The sequence below is a fragment of the Yinghuangia seranimata genome (assembly GCF_029953285.1).
GTDB classification, from domain to species: Bacteria; Actinomycetota; Actinomycetes; order Streptomycetales; family Streptomycetaceae; genus Yinghuangia; species Yinghuangia seranimata.
The window spans coordinates 103,836-119,744 of the sequence record NZ_JASAOI010000050.1 but is presented as its reverse complement, the minus strand read 5'-3'; the positions used below and the strand labels follow the sequence as shown (position 1 = coordinate 119,744).

At 70.6% G+C, this 15,909-nt stretch carries 12 protein-coding genes; 4 read left to right on the top strand and 8 right to left on the bottom strand.

The genetic code is table 11. The features are described 5' to 3' along the window. Positions 1 to 72 precede the first annotated feature (72 nt). Positions 73 to 2,478 carry a DUF6049 family protein gene (locus tag QI554_RS30435; protein ID WP_281474415.1) on the bottom strand — a complete coding sequence of 802 codons (2,406 nt, stop codon included), beginning with the start codon at positions 2,476 to 2,478 and terminating at the stop codon, positions 73 to 75. Then, on the bottom strand, positions 2,475 to 2,936 hold the full coding sequence (locus QI554_RS30430) for an NUDIX hydrolase (RefSeq protein ID WP_281474413.1): 462 nt from the start codon (positions 2,934 to 2,936) through the stop codon (positions 2,475 to 2,477). Before QI554_RS30430 ends, QI554_RS30435 begins: the two co-directional genes overlap by 4 nt. A 128-nt stretch (positions 2,937 to 3,064) precedes the next feature. On the opposite strand from QI554_RS30430, the gene QI554_RS30425 reads away from it, so the two are divergent. Then, positions 3,065 to 4,576 (top strand): CCA tRNA nucleotidyltransferase, encoded by a 1,512-nt coding sequence (locus QI554_RS30425; protein WP_281474411.1) that lies wholly within the window; start codon positions 3,065 to 3,067, stop codon positions 4,574 to 4,576. 71 nt (positions 4,577 to 4,647) lie between these two features. Here the strand turns inward: QI554_RS30425 and QI554_RS30420 are convergent, their stop codons facing one another. The 5 genes from QI554_RS30420 to QI554_RS30400 all read right to left on the bottom strand — a co-directional run bounded on the left by QI554_RS30420 (position 4,648) and on the right by QI554_RS30400 (position 9,309). Beyond that, positions 4,648 to 5,268, bottom strand: a complete 621-nt coding sequence (locus QI554_RS30420; protein WP_281474410.1) for an LppU/SCO3897 family protein — start codon at positions 5,266 to 5,268, stop codon at positions 4,648 to 4,650. 110 nt (positions 5,269 to 5,378) lie between these two features. After that, positions 5,379 to 5,900: an LppU/SCO3897 family protein gene (locus tag QI554_RS30415; RefSeq protein WP_281474408.1), complete on the bottom strand. Its 522-nt coding sequence runs from the start codon at positions 5,898 to 5,900 to the stop codon at positions 5,379 to 5,381. Positions 5,901 to 5,975: 75 nt separating this feature from the next. Then, positions 5,976 to 7,316, bottom strand: coding sequence for an MFS transporter (locus tag QI554_RS30410; protein ID WP_281474406.1), 1,341 nt, complete (start codon positions 7,314 to 7,316; stop codon positions 5,976 to 5,978). A gap of 212 nt (positions 7,317 to 7,528) precedes the next feature. Next, entirely contained in the window at positions 7,529 to 8,608 is a 1,080-nt protein-coding gene (locus QI554_RS30405) for an inositol-3-phosphate synthase (protein WP_281474404.1), read from the bottom strand. Positions 8,609 to 8,655: 47 nt separating this feature from the next. Further along, on the bottom strand, positions 8,656 to 9,309 hold the full coding sequence (locus QI554_RS30400) for a PadR family transcriptional regulator (protein WP_281474402.1): 654 nt from the start codon (positions 9,307 to 9,309) through the stop codon (positions 8,656 to 8,658). A gap of 740 nt (positions 9,310 to 10,049) precedes the next feature. On the opposite strand from QI554_RS30400, the gene QI554_RS30395 reads away from it, so the two are divergent. The 3 genes from QI554_RS30395 to QI554_RS30385 all read left to right on the top strand — a co-directional run bounded on the left by QI554_RS30395 (position 10,050) and on the right by QI554_RS30385 (position 15,385). Then, entirely contained in the window at positions 10,050 to 12,521 is a 2,472-nt protein-coding gene (locus tag QI554_RS30395) for a transglycosylase domain-containing protein (RefSeq protein WP_281474401.1), read from the top strand. Between the two features lie 80 nt (positions 12,522 to 12,601). Then, entirely contained in the window at positions 12,602 to 14,095 is a 1,494-nt protein-coding gene (locus QI554_RS30390; protein WP_281474400.1) for a glycosyltransferase family 87 protein, read from the top strand. Positions 14,096 to 14,149: 54 nt separating this feature from the next. Continuing rightward, on the top strand, positions 14,150 to 15,385 hold the full coding sequence (locus QI554_RS30385) for a glycosyltransferase family 39 protein (RefSeq protein WP_281474398.1): 1,236 nt from the start codon (positions 14,150 to 14,152) through the stop codon (positions 15,383 to 15,385). Here QI554_RS30385 and QI554_RS30380 read toward each other — a convergent pair. Then, positions 15,382 to 15,900: a nitroreductase/quinone reductase family protein gene (locus QI554_RS30380; protein ID WP_281474396.1), complete on the bottom strand. Its 519-nt coding sequence runs from the start codon at positions 15,898 to 15,900 to the stop codon at positions 15,382 to 15,384. The genes QI554_RS30385 and QI554_RS30380 overlap by 4 nt on opposite strands. Positions 15,901 to 15,909 lie beyond the last annotated feature (9 nt).

Here is a 15,909-nt window from a genome sequence, read left to right as displayed (position 1 = left end):
GCGGCGGCCCCCCGGCGCCGTGTGTCCGCTGATATGTACACATAAGGGGCTAAAAGCTTCAAGCCACGGGAATCAGGCGGGCGCGTGATGGCCCTCCGGCCGGTCCCGGCTCGTGTGCCGTGTGACCTCCCCCTCATCCGCCCGGCGCTCCCCGTCGGGCATCGGTCCCTCCCCGTCGCCGGGTTCCGCGCCGTCGTCACCGGAGGCGTCGCCGCCCCCGGCCTTCCCCGCCCTGCGCCTACGGAGGTAGGCGCGGAGCGAGAACAGCGCGAGCAAACCCGCGATGACTCCAATGATGCCCAACGTGATGCCGTCAATGCTGGTGGTGTTCACATAGAACGTCTGTGCGGGGCCGAACGCGTGTGTGCCGTCCGGTGTGAGCATCCGCACGTCGACCAGCACCTTGCCGTTCGCGGCCGACTGCGCGGGCACCGCGATGGCGGACGTGTGCCCGGCCGGGATCGTCGTCACCTCGGGCTCGGTCAGCTTCAGCCGGTTGGGCTGCCGCGACGTCACCTCGATCCGCACCGTGATGGCCTGTTGGAGGCCGTTGATCACGGTGATCGGGATGGTGCCCTTGTCGCCGGACAGCGTCACCCCGGTCTTCGGCGCGATACGCACCAGCTGTTCCAGGACACGGAGGCCGCGCGAGACGCCGAGCCGGTAGACGTCGGCGTCCATGCCCTCGCCGCGCCACACCGTGGACAGCGTCCGCAGCACCGCCGGGTCGTACGGGCCGGTGATGCGCTCGGGCTTGCTCAGGATGCCGGCGAACGTGTCCACCGACTGCTGCAACTGGGGGATGGTCTTCAGGTAGCGGTCCGACGGCTCCGTGCGGCGCAGGTCCTGCGGGTACGAGCGCAGCACGCGCTCCTCGCCGAGCTTGGACTTCGCGAGCGTGTCCAGGGACGCCAGCTCCGACCAGCCACCGACCGGCATGGTCGCCTCGCGGACCGCGGACTCCACGACCTTCGCCGTCGCGACGCTCATCTGCCGGGGCGGCGCCAGCAGCACCGCGCGCGGCGTCCGGTTCGGCTCCTCCATAGCGATGGTGAACAGCTCGGCGATCAGTGCCTGCTGGAGCTGCACCTGCTTGCCCGGAACGCTCGCGTCCTCGTTCAGCAGCGCGTCGACGCGCGGGTCGGTCACCAGCGCGCTGGTGCCCTCGCCGATCTCCGCGCGGGTGGACGACGTGTAGTTCAGGTCCTTGCGCGGCGGCATGCTGTCGCCGGACACCACCACAAGGTTGCTTCCGGCCGTCTTCGCGGTCGCCAGCACCTCGTCGTCGACGGCCCCCGCGACCGGCCACGACACGTTGGAGCGCACCTGCGTGGGCTGGCGGCCGAGCAGCTCGGCGGTGAGCTGCCCGCCGCGTGCGACGGCCTCCGTGAGCTGGCGGTTCAGATCGGTCTTCGACGGCCCGGACAGCGCGTGCGCGATCGTGGCGATGTCGGTGTCGGCGTACGGCAGCGCGACCACGTCGCTCGCGCCGACCCCCGTGCCGACTGCGGCGCGCAGCGCGTTGAGCCAGTCGGCGGCGGCCTGCGACCCGGTTCCGGGCGTGGTGTCCGCCTCGGTGCGCGGCGCCGCCTTGGCGGTCGCGACGTCGACGGCCTCCTCTTCGTCGTCGTCGCCCTTGCCCTTCTTCCCCTTGTCGGCCTTCTCGGGCTTGTCGACCGTCTCGGGCGGGCGCGCCGGCGCGACGCGGTAGCCGTTGCGCATCGCGGCCGCGGCGTCGAGGAGGTCGGGGTCGACGACCCAGCTGATCTTGTTCCCGAGTCCCTTGCCGATGCCGACCAGCGTGTTTAGGCGACCGGTGCCGCTGAGTTCGTTGGTGAGGCCGTCGTCCTGGAAGACCGGGGTCTGGGTGTTGTCGCCGATCGTCGTGCCGTCGCGGCGCGGCCGGTCGATGAGCGGCCACAGCACACCGATCTGGGTGCGCGGGAAGTCGGGCTGGAGCTTGGGCACCCATGGCACGAGCACGCGGGCGGAGCCGACCGTGGCGCCGCCGCGCTGCGCCTGCACGGCGAACGCGTACACGCCGCCGGCCTTGTCGGACAGCGGCAGCTTGTCCGCCGCGACGGAGAACGTGTACGACACCCGTCCGCCGGCGGGCACCTTGGCGATCGTGGTGGTCGCCCCGGTGACCGGGTTGTCCGGGGCCTTGTCGTTGGACAGCTGGTCGCGGAGCGTCAGCCGCTGGCCGATCCGCAGGTTGAGCGTCACCCCGTCGAGGTCGTGCCCGGTGGTGTTGATCACGTCGACGGCGATCTGGAGCGGCGGGCCGTTCTTGTCCCGGAGCACGGCAGGCGTGACCGACGTCGGCGCCACCAGGACCGGCGTGGTGTCCGCCGCTCCCGCGGGCCGCGCCACGCCGATCGCGACCAGCCCCGCGAGCAGGGCGAGCACGATGCCGAGGACCGGCAGGGGGAGGAGGGCGACGGGGAGAAGGGCGCGGGAGCGGAGGGGGCGTTTCACGCGGTGTCCGCCAGCAGCTCGGGGGCCCGCACCGCGAGCCGACGCTCGTCGGGATAGGCCAACCGGGCGGACAGCGCGCCCAACGGCACCCAGGCGACCGCCTCGACCTCGATGTCGTCGTCCGACAGGTCGCCGCCGGCCGCCTCCATCAGGTAGTGCTGGACGGTCTTGTGGACCCTGCGGTCCGGCGCCGTGAACCAGTAGTCGATGACCCCCAGCGGGGCGAGGACGCGGCCCACGATGCCGGTCTCCTCCTCGACTTCGCGGAGCGCGGCCTGCACCGCGCTCTCACCGTCTTCGATGTGCCCTTTCGGCAACGACCACACCAGCCGGCCGCGGCGATCGCGGCGCGCGATCAGTGCGGCCCGCAGAGTGTCCCGGTCCACGACGAGGCCGCCGGCCGAGTGCTCCTCGACCGCCTTGAGCCTCCGCCGCGACGGGGTGGTCTCAGAGGGCATCCTGAAATCCTAGTGCGCGCCGCCGCCGAGATGGGCGCCAAGATCACCCCATCGCAGAGCGGCACTCGGCTAAAGCCCTCAGATAAAGGTGACGATCCGCCCGCACGCTCCCCGTACCCTTGTACGTCGTGCCGAACGCGAACAACTCCTCACCCTCTGCCGAGCCGGACTCTCCGGTGGAGCCCCAGGTCGCGCCCGCCGACCGGCTGAGCGCCGTACAGCGCCGCGCGGTCGCCGAACTGCTCCGGGTCGCTCCGGTCGCGGACGACCTCGCGCGCAGATTCGCGGCGGCCGGGCACCGCCTGGCCCTGGTCGGCGGCTCGGTGCGCGACGCGCTGCTCGGCCGACTCGGCAACGACCTCGACTTCACCACCGACGCGCGCCCCGAACAGGTCCTCGCGATCGTGAAGCCGTGGGCGGACGCCGTCTGGGAGGTCGGGATCGCCTTCGGCACCATCGGCTGCCGCAAGAAGGCCCCCGGCGGCATGAGCTTCCAGATCGAGGTCACCACCTACCGCTCCGAGGCGTACGACCGCACGTCGCGCAAGCCCGAGGTCAGCTACGGCGACTCGATCGAGGACGACCTCGTGCGCCGCGACTTCACGGTCAACGCGATGGCCGTCGACCTGCCCGGCACCACGTTCGTCGACCCGTACGGCGGCCTGGAGGACCTCGCCGACCGGGTGCTCCGCACCCCCGGCACGCCCGAGGACTCCTTCAGCGACGACCCGCTGCGGATGATGCGGGCCGCGCGCTTCGCCGCGCAGCTCGACTTCGACGTCGCCCCCGAGGTCGTCGCGGCGATGACCGCGATGGCCGACCGGATCGACATCGTCTCCGCCGAGCGGGTGCGCGACGAGCTCAACAAGCTCGTCTGCGCCGACAACCCGCGCAAGGGCCTGCTGCTGCTCGTCGAGACCGGCCTCGCCGCCCGCGTCCTGCCCGAGCTCCCGACGCTGCGGCTCGAGCTCGACGAGCACCACCGGCACAAGGACGTCTACGAGCACACCCTGACCGTGCTCGAGCAGGCCATGGCCCTGGAGACCCCCGGCGAGCCGGACCTGGTGCTGCGGCTCGCGGCGCTGCTGCACGACATCGGCAAGCCGCGCACCCGGCGCTTCGAGGAGGACGGCCGCGTGTCGTTCCACCACCACGAGGTGGTCGGCGCGCACATGACCAAGAAGCGCATGAAGGCCCTGAAGTACCCGAAGGACCTCACGGACGACGTGACGCGCCTGGTCGAACTGCACCTGCGCTTCCACGGCTACGGCACCGGCGAGTGGACCGACTCCGCGGTCCGCCGCTACGTGCGGGACGCCGGTCCGCTCCTCGACCGGCTGCACAAGCTGACCCGCTCCGACTGCACGACCCGCAACCGGCGCAAGGCGTCCGCGCTCGCGCGGGCGTACGACTCGCTGGAGGTCCGCATCGCGAAGCTCCAGGAGCAGGAGGAGCTCGACGCGATCCGCCCGGACCTGGACGGCAACGAGATCATGACGATCCTCGACGTCCCGCCGGGCCCGCTGGTCGGACGCGCCTACAAGCACATGCTCGAACTCCGCCTGGAGAACGGCCCGATGGACCACGACACGGCGGTCGCCGAACTCCGCACGTGGTGGGCGGCCCAGACGGGGCAGTGAACGTGGAAACGGTTCGGGCCCACCGGGAAATCCGGTGGGCCCGAACCGTTCGCACGTCGGTGCCGCGAGGCTTACTTGACGCCCGCGATGCCCTTGCTCGCGAGGTCGTCACGCAGTGCGTCGAGGTCCGACTGGTCGGCCCCGGACGCGTTGCTGAAGCCCTTCAGGTCGGCGAGCTGGGTGTGCTTGGTGATCGTGAGGCAGAGAACACCCTTGCCGGCCCCGGTCCAGTAGATCGCCGCGACCGACCCCTTGTCCTCGTCCGCGTCGCACTTCGAGGTGCTGGACGTGTCGGCGTACTTCTGGATCACCCGGAACGCAGCGTTGGACTCGTCGCACTTGACGATCTTCATGTCGTTGACCTTGCCATTGCCGCCGGTCAGGCAGTCGCCCACGGCGGCTTTGGTCGCCTCGTCGCCGCTTTTGCTGGCGAAGTAGCCGATGATCGCGATGATGATCACGACCGCCGGAACTATGAAGCGCAGCAGCTTCTTCCATGGCTTCCGTGCCGGGGGCGGCGGCGGGGGCATGTACGGCTGCTGGCCGGGGAACGGCTGCTGCTGCGGGAACGGCTGCTGCCCATACGGCTGCTGCCCATACGGCTGCTGCTGGCCGTAGGGCTGCTGCGGCTGCTGGCCGTAGGGCGGCTGGTCGGACGGACCCTGGGGGCCGTTTCCAAAGGGGTTAGACACGGGACAGATCTCCGTCTATTCATTGCGCTTGGTTGGGACAGGCAAGCGCTGGAGACCTTAGAGGGTCGGACGGACGCGGTGCATCCCCTAAAACCCTCATCCATGGCGCATTACTTGATGGTCATGATGCAGAGCACATCCCGTCGCCCGCCGTTGTCCGCGACAAACGGGACATTCGCCCCCGTAACCGATGCGCACACGCCGGTGTCGACGGTGTCCTTCACGATCGTGACGATCGTGTAGCGCCCTTCGGGGCTGTCGCAGGGCACGGTGTGCGGCGTCGTGCCGGACAGCTGGTCGAGGCAGTCGCCTTCGGCGAGCGGCCGTTCGGTGCCGGTGTTGGCGTACATGTACGCGCCGCCGCCGATGACGGCGAGCAGGAGCGCGCTGAGCCCGAGCACGAGCGGGCTGAGCAGGATGCTGCGTTCCCGCTTCGCCGGGGCGGCGGCGCGGTGGCCGGGCTGCTGCGGCGCGGGGGCGCCGAGGGGAGCGCCGACGGGGGCGCCGACAGGTGCGCCGACCGGCGCGCCGTGGGTGGGGACGGCCTGGTGGCCGTACGGCGGCGTGCCGTCGGACCAGGCCGGCACGTAGGGGACCCGCTCGGGATCGGACGCACTCGGGTAGTTGGTCATCGACGGTCTCCGATGGGCATAAGTCGGCGCAAAACGACGCGTGAACGGAATTGAGCGAACGCTCGTTGAGGCAGGCTAGAGGTTCGCGTCCCTTTGCGCACTACTTGATGCTAAGTCGATGTTTGATGACTTTCCGACCGGTGGGTGCCTGCGCACCGCCAGCGCGTACCAGGCCCCCGTCACGGCGTAGCCGACCGCGACGGCGGCCAGTACCGCGGGGGAGCGGCCGTTCGCCGGGAGGGCGACGGCGGACAGTGCGGCGGCGCCGACGAAGGCCACGTTGAAGAGCACGTCGTAGAGCGAGAACACCCTTCCCAGGTACGCGTCGTCGACGGTGGTCTGGACGATCGTGTCGACGCCGATCTTGGCGCCCTGGGACACCAGACCCAGCACGAACCCGGCGGCCAGCATCGGCACGAGCCGGAACGGCAGCCCCAACCCGAGCTCCGCGACCGCCCCGACGAACGCGCACACGACGATCCACCGCGGCACCCCGATCCGCGGCGTCACGATCGGCGTGAGGACCGCGGCGACGAAGAATCCCGCGGCGGTGACGCCGACCGTCAGGCCGAGGGTGCCGAGCCCGGCGTCGGTGTCCTTCGGGTCGTTGAACCAGTTGCGGCACAGCAGCAGCGTCATGACGGTCAGCACGCCGAAGCAGAACCGCATCGCGGTGATCGCCGCGAGCGCGTGCGCGGGAGCCCGCCGCTCCCAGACGTGGACGGCGCCGTCGCGCAGGCCGCGCGCGACGCTCAGCAGCGCGTCCCGGACCCGCGGCACGACCCGGTCGGGGTCGGGGCCCAGCAGGTCGACGTCCATCGTCGCGGCGACCGCCGCCGAACACAGGTACAGGACCGCCGAGATGAGGATGACCAGCGCGGTCGCGGTCGACCCCTCCGAGAGGAAGAGGTGCACCACGACGGCCGCGAGCGCGCCCGCCGACGCGGCGACGGTCCCTGCCGTCGGCGACACCGCGTTCGCGACGACGAGGCGCTCCTCCGGCACGACACGCGGCAGTGAGGCGGACAGCCCGGCCAGCACGAAGCGGTTCACGGACAGCACGGCGAGGCAGGCGGTGTAGAAGACCGCGTCCGGGGCGTTCGCGAGCACCAGGCCCGCGGTGAGCGTGACGAGCACCGCGCGCAGCAGGTTGCAGCGCACCAGCACCTGCCGCCTGCGCCACCGGTCGAGCAGCACGCCGGTGAACGGGCCGACCAGCGAATACGGGAGCAGCAGCACCGCGAACGCCGTCGCCACGTCGGACGCCGAGGTCTGCTTCTCAGGGGTGAAGAACACGTGCCCGGCCAGCGCGACCTGGAAGACGCCGTCGGACAGCTGCGACGTGAGGCGCGTGCCGAACAGTCTGCGGAAGTCGCGCAGCTTGAGGAGCGAGGCGAGGTCGCGGGCGAGGGACACGGCGCAAACGTACCGGGGAGCGGAAAAGCCGGCGGCCCGCCCCCCCCCCCCCCCCGGCGGGGGGGCCCCCGCGTCGGGGGGGGGGGGTGGGGACCGCCCCCGGTAGCCGGGGGGCGGGCCACCGCGGGCGGCCCCCCGCCGCACCCGCCGGGGGGGGGGGCCGCCGGATCGTGCGTGGGTCTAGGCGACCGGCCGCGTTTCCGCGGGTCGGGTCAGCGCTCGACCTCGCCCTTGATGAACGCCTCGACGGCGTTGCGGGCTTCGTCGTCGAAGTACTGCACGGGCGGCGACTTCATGAAGTACGAGGACGCCGACAGGATCGGGCCGCCGATGCCGCGGTCCTTGGCGATCTTCGCGGCGCGCACGGCGTCGATGATGACACCGGCCGAGTTCGGGGAGTCCCAGACCTCGAGCTTGTACTCGAGGTTCAGCGGGACGTCGCCGAACGCGCGGCCCTCGAGGCGGACGTACGCCCACTTGCGGTCGTCGAGCCACGCGACGTAGTCCGACGGGCCGATGTGCACGTTCTTGGCACCCAGGTCGCGGTTGACCTGCGAGGTGACCGCCTGCGTCTTGGAGATCTTCTTGGACTCCAGGCGCTCGCGCTCGAGCATGTTCATGAAGTCCATGTTGCCGCCGACGTTCAGCTGCATGGTGCGCTCGAGGATGACACCGCGGTCCTCGAACAGCTTGGCCAGCACGCGGTGCGTGATGGTCGCGCCGACCTGCGACTTGATGTCGTCACCGACGATCGGCACACCGGCCTCGGTGAACTTGTCCGCCCACTCCTTGGTGCCCGCGATGAAGACGGGGAGGGCGTTGACGAAGGCCACGCCGGCGTCGATCGCGCACTGGGCGTAGAACTTCGCGGCCGCCTCCGAACCCACCGGCAGGTAGCACACGAGCACGTCCGCCTCGGTGTCCTTGAGCACCTGGACGACGTCCACGGCGGCCTCGGGGGACTCCTCGATGGTCTGCAGGTAGTACTTGCCGAGACCGTCCAGGGTGTGGCCGCGCTGAACGGTCACGCCGGTCGGAGGCACGTCGCAGATCTTGATGGTGTTGTTCTCGCTGGCGCCGATGGCGTCCGCCAGGTCGAAGCCGACCTTCTTCGCGTCCACGTCGAACGCGGCAACGAACTTGACGTCACGCACGTGGTAGTCGCCGAACTGCACGTGCATGAGGCCGGGTACGCGGCTGTTGGGGTCGGCGTCCTTGTAGTACTCGACGCCCTGCACCAGCGAAGCGGCGCAGTTGCCCACGCCGACGATGGCTACGCGAACCGAACCCATTCCGGTTGCTCCCTGTGGTCTCAATGAGAACCGCCCGAGGACGGCTCTCAACTGGTTGCTGCGGACGGGTCCGAGGCCGCGTCCTGCTTGGTCTGCCGGGAGGCCCCGGCGTCGTTCTTCTTCTCCGCGCCGTCCGGCTCGGGGTTGTCCCCGGCGTGCCGTTCGGCGGTGATGAGCTCGTTCAGCCAGCGCACCTCGCGCTCCACCGACTCCAGGCCGTGGCGCTGGAGTTCGAGCGTGTAGCCGTCGAGACGCTCCCGTGTGCTCGACAGCGAAGCGCGGACTCGTTCGAGTCGCTCTTCGAGCTTGCTGCGGCGGCCTTCGAGGATGCGCATGCGCACCTCGCGGTCCGTCCGGCTGAAGAAGGCGAAGTGCACCCCGAAGTTCTCGTCCTCCCAGGTGGTGGCCCCGGATTCCGAGAGCAGCTCCTGGAAGTGCTCCTTGCCTTGCGCCGTGAGCTTGTACACGATGCGCGCCCGCTTGCCGCCGGCCAGCGCCGCGGCCACCTGCTCGGGCTCCTCCTCCGTGATCCAGCCCCGCTCGAGGAGGGACTTGAGGCACGGGTAGAGGGTGCCGTACGCGATGGCGCGGAACGGGCCGAGCACGGTGTTGAGCCGCTTGCGCAGCTCGTACCCGTGCATGGGCGTGTCGTGCAGCAGTCCGAGGGTGGCGAACTCGAGGACGCCTCCGCGCCTGCTCATCCGCTTCCCTCCAACCTGGGCGTTCCGACCGGCCGAGCGCCGAGCGGAACCGTGGGATACGGTCGCCGACGGCCCTGCGACCGGGAGGGATCCACAACGTTCCACGACCACCCACGGGCGGTGGGTGTGAGGTGGGACGTGGTGCATCCCGGCTGTCATATCGGCTCGATGTATCGAGTCGATACATCGGAACGATAGGTCTACTCGGCATGTCGTGCAAGAAGGGGTCTCGTGACGGAAGTCACAGGAGGGTTACGCGTGCATTGCTTATCGGACAACGTGCGGCCATTCGAGGTGTGCCGGAGACGGATCGCGGGCCGGGCTCATGGCCGGTTCACTCGGGCGGGTATGTCCGAAGCCGTCCGTCTTTCTGGCGTTGCGTCCGCGCGTAGTCTGGTCCGCCGTGCAACCGATCGCGGTCGCCGGACGTCCTGGGGATCGGACAGCCACGACCCGTGCGGCTCACCCCCGCCGCGCGGCCGAGGAGCAGCGAAAACATGAGTGAGCACCGTCGCAGGTCGTCACAGCCGCGTCCCGAAGGGAGCGGCGCTTCGCATGTTCGGGGGAGCATGCCGTCGGCGAGCGAACCGGGGCCCGCGCCGCGGCCGGCCGGGCCGCGTCCGTCCGCGCCCTCCGCGCCTTCCGGTCCGTCCACGCCTTCGGGCCCGTCGGCCGCACCGTCGGCCCCGCGGCGCGCGGCGTCCTCGGGAGCCGAACCCGCCGACCGGCCCATGACCCGGATGGAAGCCCGTCAGGCTTCCCGTTCCGGTGGCGGCACGGGCGGCGGCGGTGGCGGACGCGGTGGACGCGGGCGGGGCCGCGGCGGCAGCGGACCGGACGGGCCCGGCGGGCGCGGACCCGGGCGGGACGGCGAGGGCGCGGAAGGCAACGCGTCCGGCCCGCGCGGCAAGAAGGTCAAGAAGAACGGCAGGCGCCGCTTCATCGACTACCCCAGGTACGGCAAGAAGGGCGTGCGGCGCTGGCTGCCGTCCATCAAGCAGATCCTGGCGATGTTCCTGTTCTTCATCGGCTCGCTGATCGGCCTGGCCGGGCTCGCCTACTCGCTCGTCGACGTGCCCGACATCAACGCCGCGACGCAGATCCAGTCGAACATCTACTACTACGCGGACGGCGTCACCGAGATAGGGCAGTCCGGCAAGTACAACCGCCAGAACATCACGCTGGACCAGGTGCCCAAGCCGGTGCAGCACGCCGTGCTGGCCGCGGAGAACCGCACGTTCTACTCCGACTCCGGCGTCTCGCCGAAGGGTCTGACGCGCGCCGCGCTCGCGATGGCGAAGGGCGGCCCGACGCAGGGCGGCTCGACCATCACGCAGCAGTACGTGAAGAACGCGTTCCTCAACCAGGAGCAGTCCTTCGAGCGCAAGTTCAAGGAGATGTTCATCGCCATAAAGGTCGACCGGCAGATGAGCAAGGACGACATCCTCGCCGGCTACCTGAACACCTCCTTCTACGGTCGCAACTCGTACGGCATCCAGGCCGCCGCGCAGGCGTACTACGGCAAGAACTCGAACGAGCTGACGGTCGGCGAGGGCGCCTACATCGCGACGCTGCTCAACGCGCCGAGCATCAACGACGTGTTCGTCAACGGCGAGGTGAGCGAGACCCGGCTGGCCCGTGTGCAGGGCCGGTGGAAGTGGATCCTCAACGGCATGGTCGAGATGAAGTGGCTGACCCAGGCCGAGGCGGACGCGCAGCAGTTCCCGATGCCGATCAAGCCGCAGCCCTCGGCCAGCAAGGCGGGCCAGGCCGGCTACCTGATGCAGGTCGCCAACAACTACCTGATCAACAACAAGATCCTCACCGAGGAAGAGCTCGCGCTCGGCGGCTACAAGATCATCACGACGATCGACAAGGCGAAGCAGGACGCCGCCGTCGCCGCCGTCGACTCGCAGCTGACCTCGCAGCTCAAGCCGGACAAACGCGAGGCGGACAAGTACCTGCGCACCGCGATCGCGTCGGTGATCCCAGGGGACGGCGCGGTCGTCGCGCTGTACGGCGGGCCCGACTTCCTCAAGCAGGAGTTCAACGACGCGACCCGCCGCGACGTGCAGGTCGGCTCGACGTTCAAGCCGTTCGTGGTCGCGGCCGGGCTGCGCGACGGCAAGTTCGACGGCAAGCCGATCACCATCGAGGACCTGTACAACGCGAACAACAAGATCCCGGTGCTGCTGCCGCCCGACGGCAAGCCGTTCAAGGACAACAAGGGCGTCTACCTCGTGCCCAACGAGGACGGGCAGGACCACGGCCAGCTGAGCATCAGAAAGGCCATGGAGCAGTCCCTCAACCCGGTCTTCACGCAGCTGGCCGCGGACATCGGCTTCACCAAGGTGCGGCAGTCCGCGATCGACGCGGGGCTGAGCCCGAAGACCCCCGGGCTCGACGACAAGAGCCTCACGCCATCGATGGCGCTCGGTTCGAGCACGCCCACCGCGCTCGACATGGCGGACGCCTACGCGACGTTCGCGGCGCGCGGCAAGCACGTCGACACCTACGTCATCAAGGAACTCCGCAGGAACGACAAGAAGGTCGACCTGCCGGCGCACGAGAGCAAGCAGGTCTACGCGGAGGACGTCGCCGACACCATCAACGACATGCTCCAGGGCGTCATCCAGAACGGCACCGGCAAGAAGGCCAAGGAACTCGGCCGCCCCGCGGCCGGCAAGACCGGCACCACCGACGAGAACCGCTCGGCGTGGTTCGTCGGCTACACGCCCAACCTGGCCACCTCGGTCGGCCTGTTCCGGCAGGACCAGTACAACACCCGGTACGACCTCAAGGGCCTGCTCGGCCAGGCCGAGACGCACGGTGGCGCCGTCCCGACGGCGATCTGGACGGCGTACATGAAGGCCGCCACGAAGGACCTTCCGGCCGCCGACTTCGTCAAGCCGGAGAACCCCGCGCCGGTGCAGACCGCGTCGCCCACGATGTCGTCCGCCACCAGCACGGCGCCGCCGACCACCGCGCCGCCGACCGAGCCCGGCGGTCCGACCACCCCGACGCAGGTCCCCGAGACGACGGCGACCGCGCCGACCGGCTCCGGTACGCCGACGCCGACCGGGACCCGGACCGGGCTGCCGACCTTCTTCCCGACCGGACGGCCCACCACCTCGGGGCCGCCCACCGGCGGAGGACCGGGAGGCGGCGGCGGCAACAACAACGTGCTGTTCCCGCCCGGACAGAAACCCTGACGGGCGCCGCGCCCGTACGATCGCTGTGCCCCTCCGCGTCGCGGCGGGGCACAGCCGTTTCCTGCGAGAGGATTGGCGGCATGAAGCCGACCGCGCCCGAGCCCGTCCTGCCGTCGCGTGACGACCCGGTGATCCGGACCGGCAGCGAGGTGGTCGGCGGCCCGGCCGGCCGCCGCATCAGCTTCGGCCGCGGCACCGCCTGGTGGAACGCCACGCGCGTGCTGATCCTGCTCGCGGTCGTGACCTTCGCGCTCGGCCTGGTGCAGAAGAAGCCCTGCTACGACGGCGGGTGGTTCGGCCACGGGTCGCAGTACTCGAAGGCCTGCTACAGCGACATGCCGCACCTGTTCGCCGGGCGCGGGCTCGACAAGGGGCACGTCCCGTACTTCGACGAGACCGGCGACCCCGGCATGAAGTACCTGGAGTACCCCGTCATCACCGGCGGCGTCATGTACTTCGCCGGGACGCTCGCGAACGCGTTCGGCGGCGGCGAGAACGGCGACCTGCACGACCGGCAGCTGTGGTTCGTCATGATCAACGCGCTGATCATGATGGCCTGCGCCGTGGTCGTGGTCGTCGCGGTCGCCCGCACGTCAGGGCGAAGGCCCTGGGACGCCGCGATGGTCGCGGCCGCGCCCGTCCTCGCCCTCAACGGGATCATCAACTGGGACCTCGTCGCCGTCGCCATCACCGCCGTCGCGATGATGGCGTGGGCGCGCCGCAACATCGTGCTCGCCGGCGTGCTGTTCGGCCTCGCGACCGCGGCGAAGCTGTATCCGGTGCTCCTTCTGGGACCGTTGTTCCTGCTGTGCCTGCGGGCGGGCCGGCTCAAGGACTTCTGGAAGGCCGGCGGCGCCGCCGTCGGCGCGTGGCTGGTCGTCAACCTGCCCGTCATGATCTTCGCGTGGGACGGCTGGAAGCTCTTCTACACGTTCAGCCAGGAACGCGGCGCCGACTTCGGCTCCTTGTGGCTCATCCTCCAGCAGCGCTACGAGCCCATGGACATCGACACCCTCAACACCTGGGTGTCGGCCCTGCTGCTCCTGATGGCCGCCGGCATCGCGGCACTCGCCCTGTGCGCGCCGCGCCGGCCGCGGTTCGCGCAGCTCGCGTACCTGATCATCGCGGCCTTCCTGTTCACCAACAAGGTCTACTCGCCGCAGTACGTGCTGTGGCTGCTGCCGCTCGTGGTGCTCGCCCGGCCGCGCTGGCGCGACGTGCTGATCTGGCAGGCCTGCGAGGTCATCTACTTCCTCGGCGTGTGGCTCTACATCGAGTCGTACAGCGGCGGACCGCACGCCAAGGGCCTGTCGCAGAACGCGTACCACGTCGCGATCCTGATCCACCTCATCGGACTGCTGTTCATCGCGGCGCTGGTGGTGCGCGACATCCTGTGGCCCGACCACGACCCCGTGCGCGCCGACGGAAGCGACGACCCCTCAGGCGGTGTCCTCGACGACGCCCCGGACGTTTTCACCGTGGGGCGCGGCCGCGACCTGTACTACGGGCCGGATTACGACGACGAGTTCGGGCCCGGCGGCGCCCAGGACCTGCCCGGGAAGATCTACAAGTAGCGGGCCGCGCCGCGCGGTCGCCGGTCCCGCCGACACGACTGGAGGCCGGGGCGCGTGACCAGCACCGACGCCGAGCCCGTGACGACCGCCGCACGACGCGGCCGGGCCGCCGGGAACGCCGCGTCGATACTGGCGGCGCTGCGGCGCCCGCGCCCCGTGCCGCGCGTGCCGCGGAAGTTCCGCGAGGACCGTGCCGCGCTCGCGTTATGGCTGCTCACCCGCCCGGCGATGATGCTGGTCGTGGGCTCGGCCGGATGGATCCTCGCGGCCGACGGGGCGACGCGACCGGCCGGGTTCCTCGACACCTGGGACCACTGGGACTTCAAGCACTTCCGCACCATCGGTGAGTACGGCTATCAGGGAAACCCCAAGTCCGGCCCGCCCGTTCCGCTTGAGGCGTTCTTCCCCGGCTTCCCCTACACGCTCAAGGCCGTGCACCTGCTGGTCGGCGACTGGGTGGTCGCCGGGCTGCTGATCTCCTTCGTCTGCGGCGGCGTCGCGGTGGTGCTGCTGTCCCGCGTCGCCGGGCTGGAGAACCCGGCGGGCGTCGGCGAACGCGCCGTGCTGCTCCTGCTGTTGTCGCCGCCGGCGGTGTTCCTGGCGGCCGGCTACACCGAGGCGCTGTTCCTCATGCTCGCGCTCGCCTCCTGGCTGTGCGCCAAGCGCGGCGCGTGGCACTGGGCGGGCCTGCTCGCGGCGGGCGCGCTGTGCGTCCGTGTCAGCGGCGCGTTCCTCCTGGCCGCGCTCGCCGTCGAGTTCCTCACCGCGACGGACGGACGCCGCCGCTGGCGGGACGCGCCGTGGCTGGCCGTCGGCGCGCTGCCGGGCCTGGTCTACATGTGCTTCCTGTACCGGCGCACCGGCGACTGGACGGCGTGGAACAGCGCGCAGATCACCGGCTGGGACCGGCACCTGGTCGGGCCGGTCGACGCGTTCCGGAACACGTGGGGACTGGCCGGCCGCACCGGGACGGGCACGATCCTCGGGTTCACGTGGATGTACCGGTGGGAGATGCTCGCGGTCGCGGTCGGGGTGGCGCTGACGGCGTACCTGCTGCGCCGTCGGCGCTGGTCGGAGGCGACGTACGTAGGTCTGACCGTGCTGTCGCTCGGCGTCTCCAGCGCGTACTTCTCGGTGCCGCGCGCGACGCTGCTGTGGTGGCCGCTGTGGATCGTGCTCGCGCGGCTGACGCTACGTCACAAGGCACTGTTCACCGCGTACTTGGCGTTGATCGCGCCGTTCGCCGTGGTGTTCGCCCTGCTGTTCGGCGCGGGGCGCTGGGCGGGTTAGTCCTCCGGCTCGGCGGTCGGCGCCGCGTCGGCCGCGGGGCCGGCGGCGTCGGGCGTCAGCAGGAACACCCGGATCGGCCGCCCCGCGCGTGCGGCATAGGTGTCGTACGCGGGCCAGACCTTGAGCAACGCGCCCCACACCAGCTCTCGTTCGGGCCCGTCCTCAGTGATGAGGCGGGCCCGGACCGAGGTCTCCCGCCCGTCGACCGACACCACCGCGGCGGGCTCGGCGATCAGGTTGGCCGTCCACGCCGGGTGGTGCCGCTGCCCGAAGTTCGTTCCGGCCAGCGCGAATCCGCCTTCGACCGGCGCATAGATGAGCGGCGACACGCGGGGCAGCCCGGAGCGGCGCCCCGTGCTCGTCAGCAGCAGCGGGTGGAAGTCCCGCCCCATGAGCGAGACCCGCCCCTTGGTGCGCTGCTGCAGCCGCCGGTCGGCGCGCACGAGGTGCGGGCCCAGGCGCGCCATCCACCGGTAGTGCCCGAGCTTCCGCAGGCCACGCGTGTACAAGCCCATGGCGTCCCC